The 13,418-nt window shown below is 64.8% G+C and carries 14 protein-coding genes; 4 read left to right on the top strand and 10 right to left on the bottom strand.

Going from position 1 to position 13,418, the window contains the following annotated elements; all coding sequences use genetic code 11:
- Positions 1-103 precede the first annotated feature (103 nt).
- Positions 104-655 (bottom strand): nucleotide exchange factor GrpE, encoded by a 552-nt coding sequence (grpE, locus tag PYV55_RS12880; protein WP_407066806.1) that lies wholly within the window; start codon positions 653-655, stop codon positions 104-106.
- Between grpE and PYV55_RS12875 the strand changes: the two genes are divergently transcribed.
- Both PYV55_RS12875 and rlmD read left to right on the top strand, forming a co-directional pair.
- A complete protein-coding gene (locus tag PYV55_RS12875) occupies positions 588-761 on the top strand; it encodes a hypothetical protein (protein ID WP_275851866.1) in 174 nt (57 codons plus the stop codon). The two genes, grpE and PYV55_RS12875, sit on opposite strands and share 68 nt — an antisense overlap.
- Positions 762-773: 12 nt before the next feature.
- Entirely contained in the window at positions 774-2,285 is a 1,512-nt protein-coding gene (gene rlmD, locus PYV55_RS12870) for a 23S rRNA (uracil(1939)-C(5))-methyltransferase RlmD (RefSeq protein WP_407066805.1), read from the top strand.
- A gap of 32 nt (positions 2,286-2,317) precedes the next feature.
- On the opposite strand, the gene PYV55_RS12865 is transcribed toward rlmD, so the two are convergent.
- From PYV55_RS12865 to PYV55_RS12825, 9 genes are all read right to left on the bottom strand, one after another.
- Positions 2,318-2,689, bottom strand: a complete 372-nt coding sequence (locus PYV55_RS12865; RefSeq protein ID WP_275851864.1) for a hypothetical protein — start codon at positions 2,687-2,689, stop codon at positions 2,318-2,320.
- Between the two features lie 94 nt (positions 2,690-2,783).
- Positions 2,784-3,482, bottom strand: coding sequence for a Bax inhibitor-1 family protein (locus PYV55_RS12860; protein ID WP_275851862.1), 699 nt, complete (start codon positions 3,480-3,482; stop codon positions 2,784-2,786).
- A gap of 96 nt (positions 3,483-3,578) precedes the next feature.
- On the bottom strand, positions 3,579-4,007 hold the full coding sequence (locus PYV55_RS12855) for an ExbD/TolR family protein (protein WP_275851860.1): 429 nt from the start codon (positions 4,005-4,007) through the stop codon (positions 3,579-3,581).
- A gap of 2 nt (positions 4,008-4,009) precedes the next feature.
- Positions 4,010-4,732, bottom strand: a complete 723-nt coding sequence (locus tag PYV55_RS12850) for a MotA/TolQ/ExbB proton channel family protein (protein ID WP_275851857.1) — start codon at positions 4,730-4,732, stop codon at positions 4,010-4,012.
- Positions 4,733-4,921: 189 nt separating this feature from the next.
- On the bottom strand, positions 4,922-5,659 hold the full coding sequence (locus tag PYV55_RS12845) for an energy transducer TonB (protein ID WP_275851855.1): 738 nt from the start codon (positions 5,657-5,659) through the stop codon (positions 4,922-4,924).
- 380 nt (positions 5,660-6,039) lie between these two features.
- Positions 6,040-7,221, bottom strand: a complete 1,182-nt coding sequence (locus PYV55_RS12840) for an alpha-hydroxy acid oxidase (protein WP_275851853.1) — start codon at positions 7,219-7,221, stop codon at positions 6,040-6,042.
- An 83-nt stretch (positions 7,222-7,304) separates the two neighbouring features.
- Positions 7,305-7,994 (bottom strand): Fe2+-dependent dioxygenase, encoded by a 690-nt coding sequence (locus PYV55_RS12835; RefSeq protein WP_275851851.1) that lies wholly within the window; start codon positions 7,992-7,994, stop codon positions 7,305-7,307.
- Positions 7,995-8,024: 30 nt separating this feature from the next.
- A complete protein-coding gene (locus tag PYV55_RS12830; protein WP_275851848.1) occupies positions 8,025-10,274 on the bottom strand; it encodes a TonB-dependent receptor in 2,250 nt (749 codons plus the stop codon).
- Between the two features lie 246 nt (positions 10,275-10,520).
- The gene (locus PYV55_RS12825) at positions 10,521-10,880 is read right to left on the bottom strand and encodes an SWIB/MDM2 domain-containing protein (protein ID WP_275851845.1); all 360 of its coding nucleotides are present in this window, start codon (positions 10,878-10,880) and stop codon (positions 10,521-10,523) included.
- A gap of 243 nt (positions 10,881-11,123) precedes the next feature.
- On the opposite strand from PYV55_RS12825, the gene rraA reads away from it, so the two are divergent.
- Entirely contained in the window at positions 11,124-11,636 is a 513-nt protein-coding gene (rraA, locus tag PYV55_RS12820; protein ID WP_275851842.1) for a ribonuclease E activity regulator RraA, read from the top strand.
- A gap of 285 nt (positions 11,637-11,921) precedes the next feature.
- On the top strand, positions 11,922-13,250 hold the full coding sequence (aceA, locus tag PYV55_RS12815) for an isocitrate lyase (protein WP_275851838.1): 1,329 nt from the start codon (positions 11,922-11,924) through the stop codon (positions 13,248-13,250).
- Positions 13,251-13,418 lie beyond the last annotated feature (168 nt).

Below are 13,418 nucleotides of genomic sequence, written 5' to 3'. Positions count from 1 at the left end.
AAATATGGTTTGCTTGGCTCGTAACTTGTGGATCAGCGCCTGAGCTTCAAGTCAGAGGGGCGGATTTATTGCAGGTTGATTGCCGTTTTTTATTGCCGTTTTTTTATTTGGGCGCCGCCACGGTCACGAGCGCGGGGCGCAGCACACGGTCGGCGATCAGGTAGCCCTTTTGCAGCACGCTAACGACGGTGTTGGGCTCCTGCGCGGCGGGCACCATGCTGATGGCCTGGTGGCGGTGCGGGTCGAACTTTTCACCCGCCGCGGGCTGGATGGCGAGCACCTTGTTGCGCTCCAGGGCCGCAGCGAGCTGGCGCAGCGTGGCGTCGGCGCCTTCACGCAATTGCTGCGGCGTAGCCTCCTTGACGCCCAGTGCCGCTTCGAGGCTGTCGGCCACGGGCAGCAGGCTTTCGGCAAAGCTCTCGATGCCGAACTTGCGCGCCTTGGCGATTTCTTCTTCGGCGCGGCGGCGGGCGTTTTCGGCCTCGGCCTTGGCGCGCAGGAACTGGTCGGCGAGCTCGGCGCTCTTGGCCTTGAGCTCGGCCAGTTCGGCCTGCAGGCGCGCGATCTCGTCGGAGGTGTGCGCAGCCATGGTTTCTTCCGTCGGCGTGGCCGCGGAGGTGTCGGATGGGGGATTGTTGGGTGCGTTGTCGGACATGTCGATTTTTTATGGATGGAACAACGTGCACAGAGATGGGGCGCAGGCTGCCGATTTCAAGGCTGGCTTCAAGGCTGGCGCAAAAAGGTTCCGAAAAGCGGTCTGAGACAATCGCAGCATGAGTGAAACGTCTGCAAACGCCCTCCCATCCATGCCCGCCAACGCCATTGCGGGCGCCCCTCATCTCTTGCCCGATCCGTTGCCAGAAGGCTGGCTGGCTGTCGAGTCGCTCGACCTCGAGGCGCAGGGCGTCGCGCACCGGCCCGACGGCAAGGTGGTGTTCATCGAAGGTGCGCTGCCCTTCGAGCTCGTGAGCGCGCAGACCTACCGCAAAAAGAACCAGTGGGAGCAGGCCAGCCTCACGGCCATCCACCGCCCCTCGTCGCAGCGCGTGCAGCCCGGCTGTCCGCATTTCGGCCTGCACGCGGGTGCCTGCGGCGGCTGCAAGATGCAGCATTTGCACCCCGGCGCGCAGGTCGCGATCAAGCAGCGCGTGCTCGAAGACAACCTTTGGCATCTGGGCAAGGTGCGGCCCGACGTGGTGCTGCGCCCCATCGAAGGGCCGGCCTGGGGCTACCGCTACCGCGCACGCCTGTCCGTGCGCTATGTGGCGAAAAAGGGCGGCGTGCTGATCGGCTTTCACGAGCGCAAGAGCCGCTACGTGGCCGACATGCAGGTCTGCCCCGTGCTGCCCGCGCACGTGAGCGCCCTGCTGCTGCCGCTGCGCGCGCTCGTGGCCGCGCTCGATGCGCGCGACAGCTGCCCGCAGATCGAGCTCGCCTGCGGCGACACCGTGACGGCGCTGGTGCTGCGCCACCTGCAGCCGCTCTCGCCGGCCGACCTCGCGCGGCTGCGCGCCTTTGCCGCAGAGCACCACGTGCAATGGTGGCTGCAGCCCAAGGGGCCGGACACGGTGCATTTGCTCGACGAAGGCGGCGAGGAACTGGCGTACCGCCTGCCCGAGTTCGGCATCACCATGCCCTTTAGACCGACCGACTTCACGCAGGTGAATCCGCACATCAACCGCGTGCTGGTCGCGCGCGCGCTGCGCCTGCTCGACGTGCGGCCGCACGAGCGTGTGATCGACTGGTTTTGCGGCCTGGGCAACTTCACGCTGCCACTGGCCACGCAGGCGCGTGCGGTGCTGGGTGTGGAGGGCAGCACAACACTGGTTGCGCGGGCGCGTGAAAATTATGAGAAAAATCAGGCGTTGAGGCAGATGGGACAAGCGCTAGCAGATACGAATTTCGTAGCGCGCAACCTGTTCGAGATGACGCCCGAGCAGCTCGTAGCCGACGGCGGGGCCGACAAGTGGCTGGTCGATCCGCCGCGCGAAGGGGCTTTTGCGCTTGCCAAGGCGCTGGCCGACATCGCGCAGGCCCGCCAGGGTGCAGAGGGCGCCGCGCCGCTGCCCGCCGCAGCCGCAGGCTGGACGCCGCCGCGGCGCATCGTCTATGTGAGCTGCAACCCCGCGACGCTCGCGCGCGACGCGGGCCTGCTGGTGCACCTCGCGGGCTATCGCTGCGCGGCCGCGGGCGTGGTCAACATGTTTCCGCACACGGCGCATGTGGAGAGCGTGGCGGTGTTCGAGTTGCCCGATTCGACCCAAGCGCCCGAGCCGCCGGTCTGAAGCGCCGGGCTGAAGTTCCTGGCCTAAGTGGGTTAAGACTTGCTGGCCGCGTCCGCCGCGGGAGGCGCTTCGGTGTTGCCGCTGGCTTCGCCGTTCGCTGGCGGAATGCTCTTGCTGAGCTGCGGCGGGATGCCCTCGATCTTGTTGTCGCGCATGTACTGGTCCATGTCCTTCCAGCCCGCAAAGACGGCAGCCTTGGGCGCCTTGGCGTTGAGCGCGTAGCAGTCTTCGAGGCTGCGCTGCGCATGCCGGCAGGCCGCCCCTATGGCCTGCGCCTCGGCCTCGCGCTGGGCAATGCGCGGATCGGGCCCCAGGCCCGGAATGTCGCAACCGGCGAGCAGCAGCCCGAACGCGGCGACGAGCAGGAGGCGTGGCTTGAAAAGATGGATGGCGGGGCGAGGCATTGCCTGGATTATCGACAAAGGGCTGCGGGACTTGAACCTGTAATACAAAAAGGCCCCTTGCGGAGCCTTTTGCTGGGATGGAAAAAGCAGCCGCTCAGTCGCGTTCGCCGCCGAAGATGCCCAGCAGCGCAAGCAGGCTCTGGAACACGTTGAACAAGTCCAGGTACAGGGCCAGCGTGGCGCTGATGTAGTTGGTTTCACCGCCGTCGATGATCTGCTTGAGGTCGTACAGCATATAGACGCTGAAGAGACCTATCGCCGCGACCGAGATCGCCAGCATGCCCGCCGTGGAGCCCACGAACAGGTTGACCACGCTGCCCACGAGCAGCACGAGCACGCCCACGAACAGCCATTGCCCAAGGCCCGAGAGGTCGCGCTTGATCACGCTCGCGAGCGTCGCCATGACGACGAACACGCCGGCCGTGCCTGCGAATGCGGTGGTGATGAGCGAAACGCCATTCCTGAAGCCCAGCACCATGCCGATCAGGCCCGAAAGCATCAGGCCCATGAAGAAGGTGAAGGCGAGCAGCACGGCGATGCCGGCGGCCGAGTGCTTGGTTTTTTCGATCGCGAACATGAAGCCGAACGCGCCGGCCATGAAGACGATCAGCCCCAGCCCGCCGTGCAGCATTTGCGTGATGCCCGTGGCCACGCCCAGCCAGGCGCCGAGCACCGTGGGCAGCAGGCTCAGCGCGAGCAGCCAGTAGGTGTTGCGCAGCACTTTGCGGCGCTGCTCCTGCGCGGACAGGTCAAAAACCTGTGCGGGGTTCAGGGTGGAGAGGGGTTGGTTCATCGATGGCTCCTTCTGGGTCTGTGTAGAGACGCGGGCATTGTAGATAAAGCCATGTCGTGCGATGTCAATGGCCCTACGCTCCTTTGCCTATTTCTGTCAAGGGTTTTGCGGCTCGATCACGAAGCCGATCTTGCGCAGCCCTGCGCGCTGCGCCAGCGCCATGGCCTGGGCCACGCGCTCGTAGCGCACGGCGCGGTCGCCGCTGAGGTGCAGGTCGGGCTGCGGCTGCCGGGCGGCCTCGGCCTGCAGCAGCGCAGGCAGCGCCTCGTCCGACACCGGCGTGCCGTTCAGAAAATAGCGGCCGTCGGCGGCGACGCTCAGGCGCACGGTAGTCGGCTGCACGACTTCTGGCTGGTTGGCTGCGCGCGGCAGCTCGACGTTGACCGAGTGCTTCATCACGGGCACGGTGATGATGAAGATGATGAGCAGCACCAGCATGACGTCGACCAGCGGCGTCATGTTGATCTCGTTCATGACCTCGTCGTCGCCGTCGCCGAAGGCATCGTCCTGGATTCCGAACGCCATGCTCATGCGCCTTTCTTGAGGGGCAGCACTTTGCCGGCGGCCTCGGCCCCGGAGGCAGTGGCGGTGCGGCTGCCGGCGACGAAGTAGCTGTGCAGGTCGTGCGTGAAGCGGCGCAGCTGGTGCAGCACGGCCTTGTTGCCGCGCACGAGGGCGTTGTAGCCGAGCACGGCCGGAATCGCCACCGCCAGGCCCAACGCCGTCATGATCAGCGCCTCGCCCACGGGGCCTGCGACCTTGTCTATGGTCGACTGGCCCGTGCTGCCTATGGCCAGCAGCGCGTGGTAGATGCCCCACACCGTGCCGAACAGACCCACGAAAGGCGCGGTCGAGCCCACCGAGGCCAGAATGGCCAGGCCCGATTGCAGGCGCGCGCCGCAGTCGTCGAGGTGGTTGCGCAGGCTGCGCGTGATCCACTCGCTGCGGTCGAGCTGGTCTTGCAGGCTGGCTTGCGCGTGGTGTGCGCTGGCTTCCTGCGCGGCCTGGGCGAGTTGGCGAAAGGGATTGCCCGGATCGTCACCGAGGCGTGCGAGGCCTGCGCTGAAGTCTTCGCTGCGCCAAAAATCTTGCGCCGCGCGCGCGTGCCGGCGCAGCCGCAGCACATCCCACGCCTTGAGCAGGATGACGATCCACGAGGCCAGCGACATGAGCAGCAGCAGCACGGCGACGCCGCGCGTCACCCCGTCGCCCTGTGCCCAGAGGTTGGCGATGCCGAATTGGGATTCCATGAAAATTCTCCTTTGAGGCTATTTCGATAGGCAACATACCCCGCGTTGCGGTCAGGGGCGGATGGATGCAAGGCGCAGCGCGCCGTCCATGCTGGAGGCCTGGACAAGCGCTGCAACGCCGCAGACATCGCCTCTGACAGCAACCCAAAGGGCCATGGCGCGGGGTATGTTGCCTATCGAAGTAGTCTCTCACTCCAGAGCGAATTGAATGGGCACCAGCGTCCACATGGCCTCGGGCACGCCGTTGCGCTTGCCGGGCACGAAGCGCCAGTGCTGCACGGCCTCCTGGGCCTGGCGGTCGAGCCGGTCGTAGCCGCTGGATTGGCTGATTTCGACCTTTTGCGGCAGCCCTTCGGCGCTGATGAGCACGCGCAGCACCACCTTGCCCTGCTCTCCCATGCGCTTGCTGACGGCGGGGTAGGGCGGCTTGGGGTTGTTGAGGTAGGCGGCGTTGCTCGAGGGCAGTTCGGTGCGCGGCGGCGCCGGCGCGGCGGGCGGTGCCGCAGGGGCTGGCGCGGCTGCAGCTGCGTCTGCATGTGGCGCCACGGGTGCATCGGGCGCAGGCGCGGTCGAAGCTTGCGCGGCAGCGAGTTCCGATGGGGCTTGTGTGGCCGGTGCGGGTTGGGCCTTGGGCGCCGGCTGGGGGCGTGGCGTGGGGCGCGGCTTTTCTGGCGTGGGCCGCGCGGGCGGGGTGATGGCGGGCTTGGGCGCCGGGGTGCTTTGCGGCACGGGCGGGGCAGGTGGGGTGGCGACTTGGCTCAGCAGCTCGGCCGGCACGATCAAAGGCTCGTGCGCGGGCGGCGCCTGGCGCTGCAGGCCCGATTGCAAGGCCCACAGCGCCGCGCCGTGCAGCAGCAACACCAGCAGCGCGACCACAGCCTTGCGGCGGGCGCCCGCAGGCGCTGGAAAAGAATGCGATTCAAACATGAAAAAGTGAGCTGCCAACGCAGGTGGAATCTGGGCTAGTGTAGTGTTCGACGCTTGATGCGACAGATAAAACCGATGGATTTTTGNAGCCTGTCGGACTTTGGAATCGTCGGCTGCGAATGCGCCGCAGCGGCCCATTTTTTACCGTCTTCTTGCCCCATAGTCCCGCTATGGGGCAGCGAATCCGGCAAAAACTGGCCTCGCTGGGGCCCATTCTCGCTATCGACGCCCAAAGTCCGACAGGCTGCTAGCAGCCGAAAAACATCAAAATCATTTGCGCAGGATCCACCAGGCCGAGCCGGCCACCAGGATCAGGCTGAGCGTGATGATGGAGAGTGGTTTCATGAGGCATGTCTCGTCGTGGTGTTCGGCACCGATTATTAATGAGAATATGTCTCATTTGCTGTGCTGGAGCAGAAATTTTCAGCATCCGCAAGTATCTCGCGCCCGGCCTGCGCGAGCGTGGCGCAGCCCGTAAGCGCCATTGCGGCTTCGAATTCGTCGCGCAGCAGGCGCAGCACATGCGCGACGCCGGCCGCGCCCGAGTGGGCCAGCCCCCAGACGATGGGGCGGCCCACGAGCACGGCGCGCGCGCCCAGGGCGATGGCCTTGAGCACGTCGGTGCCGCGGCGGATGCCACCGTCCACGAGCAGCGGCAGCGCGCCGCCCGTGGCGTCGGCGATGCGCGGCAGCACGCTGGCCGTGCTCGGCGTGGTGTCCAGCGTGCGTCCGCCGTGGTTCGAGACGATCACGGCGGCCACGCCATGCGCCAGCGCGGTGCGCGCGTCTTCGGGGTGCAGCACGCCTTTGAGCAGCACGGGCAGGCGCGTGCTGGACTGTAGCCATTGCACGTCGTCCCAGGTTGGGGCATGGCGCAGCAGGCCGTCGAACAGGGCGCTGGAGCCCGCTGGGGCGCCGTTGCTGGGGTCGGTTCCGCCAGAGGCCGAGGGCGCAGCCGCCGCAGGCAGATTCACCGCGCGTATGCCGGGCGGCAGGCGAAAGCCGGCGCGCCACTCGCGCTCGCGCACGCCGCTGCACGGGGCATCGACGGTCAGCACCAGCGCCTCGTAGCCTGCGGCTTCGGCGCGCTGCACGAGTTCGCGCGTGTGGCCGCGGTCGGGTTGCAGGTAGAGCTGGAACCACAGCGGGCCGCGGCCCGCGTCGCCGAGCATGGCCTGGGCCACGGCTTCGAGCGGCTGGCTCGCCTGCGTGCTGAGCACCAGGCCCGCGCCCAGCGCTGCGGCGGCGTAGGCCGTGGCCAGTTCGCCGTCAGGGTGCGCGAGGCGCTGGAACGCCACGGGTGCGAGCATGATGGGGTGCGCGAGCGTGCGCCCGAGCAGCTCGCAGCGCGTGTGTCCACCCGCGAGCGGCCGCAGCACGCGCGGCACCAGCGTGAGCGCGTCCCAGGCACTGCGGTTGGCGCGCAGCGTGATCTCGTCGGCCGCGCCACCGCTGAAGTAGGCCCAGACCGGCGCATCCAGGCGTGCGCGCGCATGGCGCTCATGGTCGGCCAGGGTGAAGAGGTCGGCGGGCAGGGGGTGCCTTTGCGGCGTGGTGGACATGGTTGAATTTCAAGCTAAATTGGGCTCCAGTGCTTATCCATCAAGCACAAGCAGCTATCGAAATGATATTTTTCAGGACATTTTCAGGTGTCGGCCCACAGGCGCAGCAGGTTGTGGTAGGTGCCCGTGAGGCCGATCACGGCGGGGTCGCTCTCGCCCAGGCTTTGGCGCAGCGCGAGCAGGTGCATGTCCATGTCGTAGAGCAGCTCGCGCTGCGTGGTCGAGCGCACCATGCTTTGCACCCAGAAAAAGCTCGCGAGGCGCGCGCCGCGCGTCACGGGCGTGACTTGGTGCACGGTGCTGCCGGGGTAAAGGATCAGGTCGCCCGCGGGCAGCTTGATGCGGCGCTCGCCCTGCGCCTGCTGGATCAGCAGCTCGCCGCCGTCGTATTCGTCGGGCGCACTCAGAAACAGTGTGCACGAGATGTCGCTGCGCACCCATTGCCCCGTGGCCTGTGAGTGCAGCACCGCGCCGTCGGTGTGCGGGCCGTAGAAGTTGCTCTCGCCGCTGTAGCGGTTGCACAGCGGGTTGAAGATCTTTTGCGGCAGCGCGGCCGAGAAAAACAGCGGCGCGCGCTGCAATGCCGAAAGCACCAGCGTGCGCAGTTGCTGCGCCTGGGGGCTGGCCTGCGCGAGCTGCGCGTTGTTTTTCTGGGCCAGCGCCTGCGCGCCGGCGCTGCTGCGCCCGTCTATCCAGGGCGCGTCGGGGCCGAGCAGACGGCGCGCCGTGGCGAGATCTTCGGCGTCCAGGATGCGGGGAATGTGCAGGAACATGGTGCGGGTCAGAAACGGGTCAGAAGTGCGTCAAAAGCGGCTTTTGAACGTCAGCTGCGCCGCGCGCGCCGGGCCGGGGGCGTAAAAGCCGCGGTACAGCGTGTCGGCGTAGAGCTTGTTGGCCAGGTTGCTCACGTTGAGTTTGAGTGAATTCTTCTCGTCGATGGTGTATTCGAGCATCGCATCGATGGTGGCAAAGCCGGGCGCAGTGACGTTGCGTGCGCCTTCGGGGTTTTGCCGGCCGCGGTAGTTCAGGCCGCCGCCCAGGCGCAGCCCGGGCGTGAGGGCGTAGGTCGTCCAGACGCTGCCGCTGTGCCTGGGCGTGAGCGCGGGGCGGTCGCCCTGCACCTGCGCGCCGCCGCCGTTGGCGGCGAGCACCTGGTTGCTCTGGTCGATCTTGGCGTCGGGGATCCAGGTGTGGTTGAAGAACGCCTCCCACTTGGGCGAGATGCGCCCGGCGAGGTTGAATTCCATGCCCGCGGCGTGGCGCTTGCCTGACAGCAGCTGCTGCTCGGCGGCGACGTCGGGGTCGGTGTTGCGCTCGTTGTATTTTTCGCTGTAGAACAGCGCGACGCCCAGCGCCGCGCGCCGCTCGAACAGGTCGAACTTGCCACCGATTTCGAAGTTGCGGCTCTTTTCGGGGCCGGTATTCGCGGTTTTGGTCGTGTTGGCGCTGGGGTTGATGTCGTATTGGTAGGCGTCGCCCGAGGTGTTGTACGAGGTGCCATACGACACGTAGTACGAAGCCACGGGGCTCGGCTGGTAGAGCAGGCCCAGGCGCGGACTGAAGAGGTTGTCGTTGCGCTCGTTGCTGATCTTTCCCGAGGGGCTGCGGTAAGAAGCCGAGAAGTGGTCGTAGCGCAGCCCGGCCACGAGCTTGAACGCGCCCGTGAGCTCCAGCGTATCCTGCATATACAAACCCAGGTCGTGCACCGCATAGGTGTTGAAGACGGGGTTGCCGCGCGTGTCGGGCCGCCAGGCGCCGTCGTTGGGCGTGCCTACCGTCGTGTTCAGGCCGCTCGCCGGGCCTGCAAAATTCTGGTTGCGCCGTGCATCGTCGTAGTAATAGTCCAGCCCTGCGAGGATGGCATTGTTCTTGCCGAACCACGAAAAATTGCGGCTGTAGTCGCTTTGCAGCTGCGTCAGTTCGCTGATGCCCACGCGGCCTTTGGGCGTGCGGCTGATGACGGTGTCGGGGTTGAGGTTGGCGAGCGTCGTGCCCGGCGCGAAGCGGATCGCGCTGGCCCAGAGGTCGCGCTCGTAGCGGCCATGGCGCAGGCGCGTTTGCAGCGTGCCGTCGGCGTTGAAGCCCTCGTCCTCGAAGCGGTGCGTGTGCGAAAAGCTCACGTACTGGGCCGAAGTGTCGAGGTAGTCGCTCGCCAGCCCATAGTAATTGCGCGCCGGCAGCGTCGGGATGATGGTGCCCTTGCTGCTCAGGAGCCACGGATGGTTGTAAAGCGGCCTGCCATGCACTTCGAGGTAGTACGCGCCGACCGAAAATTCATCCGCGCTACCTATGCCCCAGCTGTAGGTGGGCGCGATACCGCGCTTTTTCTTGAAAGCGCCAGAGTTGTATTCGTTGTGCACCAGAGCATTGAGGCGCAGCGCGGCGTCCTTGCCGGTCTGGATGTTGAAGTCGCCCGTGAGGCGATGCTCACGCCCCGTGCCAAAGGTGTAGCTGACCTCTTTTTGGTCCATCAGCAGGGGCATTTTGCTGACCTGGTTCACCACGCCACCGGTCGAACCCTTGCCGAACAGCATAGAAGCCGAGCCCTTGAGCACCTCCACACGGTCATCGTTGAAGGTGTCGCGCTCGTACAGCGGCGCGTCGCGCATGCCGTCGATGTAAAGATCGCCCGCCTGCAGCAGCGAAAAGCCGCGCATGCGCACGTCCTCTTCGCCCGTCTCGCCAGCCTGGAAGGTCACGCCAGCAGTGCTGCGCAGCACGTCGCGCAGGTCATCCTGGTTGCGGTCGGCCATGAGCTTTTCGGTGAACACCGTCACGGTCTGCGGGATGTCACGCAGCTCCTGTTCGCCTTTGCCGATGCGCGTTTTTTCCACCTTGAGCGTGTCCTTGGCCTGGACTTGCACACTCTCGCGCACGGTGACCGTGGAGAGGGTGGGGCTGCCGGCGTCGCTGGCCTCTTGCGCCCACGCGCCCATGGATGCCGATGCGGCCAGCATCAGGGCGCCGAGCAGCTTTTCCGGCGCTGGACTTGTGTCGCTCCAAGTCAGGGGGGCCGTTGACAGGGAAGCGTCCTCCGAGCGGGGGTTCAGCATGGTGGCGAATGCCATCGAAGCATGAGGTGGCGTGGGCGGTGTCAAGCGGATCTCCTTGCAAAAGAATGGAATGCGCCGGTCTTGCTGTCCGGTAATAGCTGCTGAAAAAGCGAGGACGCACGGCTCAGGAGGAGATAATATTACAAATGAGAGTCATTCCTATTAATATTTCTTCGAAACCCACAAAAAAGGCCGGCAGAGCCGGCCTTTGTGTCGCGTGTGCCGGGCGGTGTGCCCGGTGAAGGCTTAGGACGCGTGCTTGCCCACCAGCCCAGCGAGCTCGAACATCGAGACCTGCTTCTTGCCGAAAAACGGCTGCAGCTTGGCGTCGGCGTTGATGTTGCGCTTGTTCTCTGCGTCTTGCAGGTTGTGGGCTTTGATGTAGACCCACAATTTGCTGATGATCTCGGTGCGCGGCAACGGAGTCGAGCCCACGATGGCGGCCAGTGCGGGGCTGGGCGTGAGGGGCTTCATGAAGGCGGCGTTCGGGGTGCGCTTCTTGGCCGGCGCGGCAGTTTTGGCCTTGGGTGTCTTGGCAGGCGCTTGGCTGACGCTGGGGGTTTTTGCGGCGGCCTTCTTGGCCGGGGCTTTTTTCGCTGTTGCCATCTCGGGATTCCTTGTTGGATGTGGATTGGGCCAGCGCCAACCGGGTCTGACCGGGTCTGTTGCTGGCAATGTTCAATCCTATAGGGAATTCAGCCCTTTTCCTACGCGAGACAACCCCCGCAAGCCCCCATTTGTGTGAAAAAAGGGACAGAAAATCGGCAAAAGGCGCCGATGCGCCCTCAGCGCAGCGCCTGTCTGCAGGACAATCGCCCGCGTTTTTCTCATGACGAAAGGCTTCATTCCATGACGACCAGCTCCGCTTGTGCATTCAGTACCTGTGATTTCTGCGACGCTCACAAAGGCGACGACAGCGGCGCCTTCCGCGTGCTGCCGCCGGTGTTCCAGCACTTTGGTGGCGTGGCGGCGTTTTGCGGCCCGGTGAGCACGGTGCAATGTTTCGAGGACAACAGCCTGGTCAAGGCGGCCCTCGATGCGCCGGGGCAGGGGCGCGTGCTCGTCATCGATGGTGGCGGCTCGCTGCGCCGCGCCCTGGTCGGCGGCAACCTGGCCGCTGCTGCGGCGCGCAACGGCTGGGCGGGCGTGGTGGTCGATGGCTGCGTGCGCGACCTCGCTGAAATCAACGCCGCTGCTGTGGGCATACGCGCACTCGGATTGATGCCCATGCCGACGGAAAAACGCAACACCGGCCTGCGCGATGTCGCGGTGCGCATCCAGGGCGTCTGGATACGCCCAGGCGACTGGCTCTATGCCGATGCCGATGGCGTCGTCGTGAGCGCACGGCCCTTGCATGGCTGACGCGCACGGTTACCGAGCGACCGCGCACCTTGGGCAATCCTGAATCATGAGAATTACTTTTCGCAATGCGGGAAAAGTAAATGCTGCATTGCCGCAAAATTTCTCGATATGAGAAATGTTTTTTCTTATTGAGAAAACTGTGCGATAAGTAATTGTTTTTCAATACAAAAAATTTTGTCTTGTATAAGACATAAGATGTTGTTCGGGTCTTATAGAAGACTTACAGTAGAGCTTGTCGGCGCACTTCTTGCTGCCCGACCTGTTCCCAACCCACGGAGTGATTTCATGTCGCAATCTCGCACCACATTGACCCGCCAACAGCAAATCGAAGCCCTGGAAAAAGACTGGGCGAGCAACCCGCGCTGGAAAAACGTCAAGCGCGGCTACACCGCCGCCGACGTGGTGCGGCTGCGCGGCTCGCTGCAGCCTGAATACACCCTCGCGCAGCGCGGCGCCGAAAAGCTGTGGGAAAAGATCAACGGCGGTGCCAAAAAAGGTTATGTCAATGCCTTTGGTGCCATCACCGCAGGTCAGGCCATGCAGCAGGCCAAGGCCGGGCTGGAAGCCGTCTATCTGTCGGGCTGGCAAGTGGCGGCCGACGGCAACACGAGCGAAACCATGTACCCCGACCAGTCGCTCTACGCCTATGACTCGGTGCCGACCATGGTGCGCCGCATCAACAACACCTTCAAGCGTGCCGACGAAATCCAGTGGAGCCGCGGCATCGAGCCTGGTTCGCCGGAGTTCATCGACTTTTTCCTGCCCATCGTGGCAGACGCCGAGGCCGGCTTTGGTGGTGTGCTCAATGCCTTCGAACTGATGAAGAACATGATCGCTGCAGGTGCGGCTGGCGTGCACTTCGAAGACCAGTTGGCCGCCGTGAAGAAGTGCGGCCACATGGGCGGCAAAGTGCTCGTCCCCACGCAAGAAGCCATCGAGAAGCTGATTGCCGCGCGTTTTGCTGCCGACGTGATGGGCGTGCCGACCATCGTGCTGGCCCGTACCGACGCCGAGGCCGCGAACCTGATCACGAGCGATCACGATGCCAACGACAAACCCTTCTTGACCGGCGAGCGCACCCAGGAAGGTTTTTATCGCGTCAAGAACGGTCTGGAGCAGGCCATCAGCCGTGGCGTGGCCTACGCGCCCTACGCTGACCTGGTGTGGTGCGAAACCGGCACGCCCGACCTCGGCTTTGCGCGCGAATTCGCCCAGGCCGTGCATGCCGCCGTCCCCGGCAAGCTGCTGTCGTACAACTGCTCGCCTTCCTTCAACTGGAAGAAGAACCTCGACGAAAAGACCATTGCCAAGTTCCAGGATGAGTTGTCCGCGCTGGGCTACAAATACCAGTTCATCACCCTGGCCGGTATTCACATCAACTGGTTCAACACCTTCCAGTTCGCCCACGCATATGCCCGCGGCGAAGGCATGAAGCACTACACCGAAATGGTGCAGGAGCCCGAGTTCGCAGCGCGCGAGAAGGGCTACACCTTCGTGTCGCACCAGCAGGAAGTGGGTGCGGGCTACTTCGACGACGTGACCACCGTGATCCAGGGGGGCAGCTCCAGCGTGAAGGCCCTGACCGGTTCGACCGAGGAAGAGCAGTTCCATTGATGCCGCGGTGCCCGTATCCCTGCGGGCGCCTGGCGGGACCGATGCGAAGCCGTCTTGCAAGAGGGGTGCGATTCAAACTGATGTGTCCCAATAGAGGGTAAGCCAGCAACGCCAGGAGGGCAACGTGATGAAACCAGACGAGATCAGCGACGAAGAGATAGTGCGAGG

This window comes from Extensimonas soli (assembly GCF_029211265.1).
Lineage (GTDB): Bacteria > Pseudomonadota > Gammaproteobacteria > Burkholderiales > Burkholderiaceae_C > Extensimonas > Extensimonas soli.
The sequence above is the reverse complement of the archived record's forward strand: the minus strand, read 5'-3'. Positions and strand labels throughout refer to the sequence as shown.

Excerpts from the sequence above, each read along its gene's own strand:
- PYV55_RS12855 (WP_275851860.1), bottom strand. The coding sequence starts at position 4,007 with ATGGCGTTCGGAATCCAGGACGATGCCTTCGGCGACGGCGACGACGAG.
- rlmD (WP_407066805.1), top strand. The coding sequence starts at position 774 with ATGAGTGAAACGTCTGCAAACGCCCTCCCATCCATGCCCGCCAACGCC.
- PYV55_RS12830 (WP_275851848.1), bottom strand. The coding sequence starts at position 10,274 with ATGCTGAACCCCCGCTCGGAGGACGCTTCCCTGTCAACGGCCCCCCTG.
- PYV55_RS12860 (WP_275851862.1), bottom strand. The coding sequence starts at position 3,482 with ATGAACCAACCCCTCTCCACCCTGAACCCCGCACAGGTTTTTGACCTG.
- grpE (WP_407066806.1), bottom strand. The coding sequence starts at position 655 with ATGTCCGACAACGCACCCAACAATCCCCCATCCGACACCTCCGCGGCC.
- PYV55_RS12835 (WP_275851851.1), bottom strand. The coding sequence starts at position 7,994 with ATGTTCCTGCACATTCCCCGCATCCTGGACGCCGAAGATCTCGCCACG.
- rraA (WP_275851842.1), top strand. The coding sequence starts at position 11,124 with ATGACGACCAGCTCCGCTTGTGCATTCAGTACCTGTGATTTCTGCGAC.
- PYV55_RS12850 (WP_275851857.1), bottom strand. The coding sequence starts at position 4,732 with ATGGAATCCCAATTCGGCATCGCCAACCTCTGGGCACAGGGCGACGGG.
- PYV55_RS12840 (WP_275851853.1), bottom strand. The coding sequence starts at position 7,221 with ATGTCCACCACGCCGCAAAGGCACCCCCTGCCCGCCGACCTCTTCACC.
- PYV55_RS12875 (WP_275851866.1), top strand. The coding sequence starts at position 588 with ATGGTTTCTTCCGTCGGCGTGGCCGCGGAGGTGTCGGATGGGGGATTG.
- PYV55_RS12825 (WP_275851845.1), bottom strand. The coding sequence starts at position 10,880 with ATGGCAACAGCGAAAAAAGCCCCGGCCAAGAAGGCCGCCGCAAAAACC.
- PYV55_RS12845 (WP_275851855.1), bottom strand. The coding sequence starts at position 5,659 with ATGTTTGAATCGCATTCTTTTCCAGCGCCTGCGGGCGCCCGCCGCAAG.
- PYV55_RS12865 (WP_275851864.1), bottom strand. The coding sequence starts at position 2,689 with ATGCCTCGCCCCGCCATCCATCTTTTCAAGCCACGCCTCCTGCTCGTC.
- aceA (WP_275851838.1), top strand. The coding sequence starts at position 11,922 with ATGTCGCAATCTCGCACCACATTGACCCGCCAACAGCAAATCGAAGCC.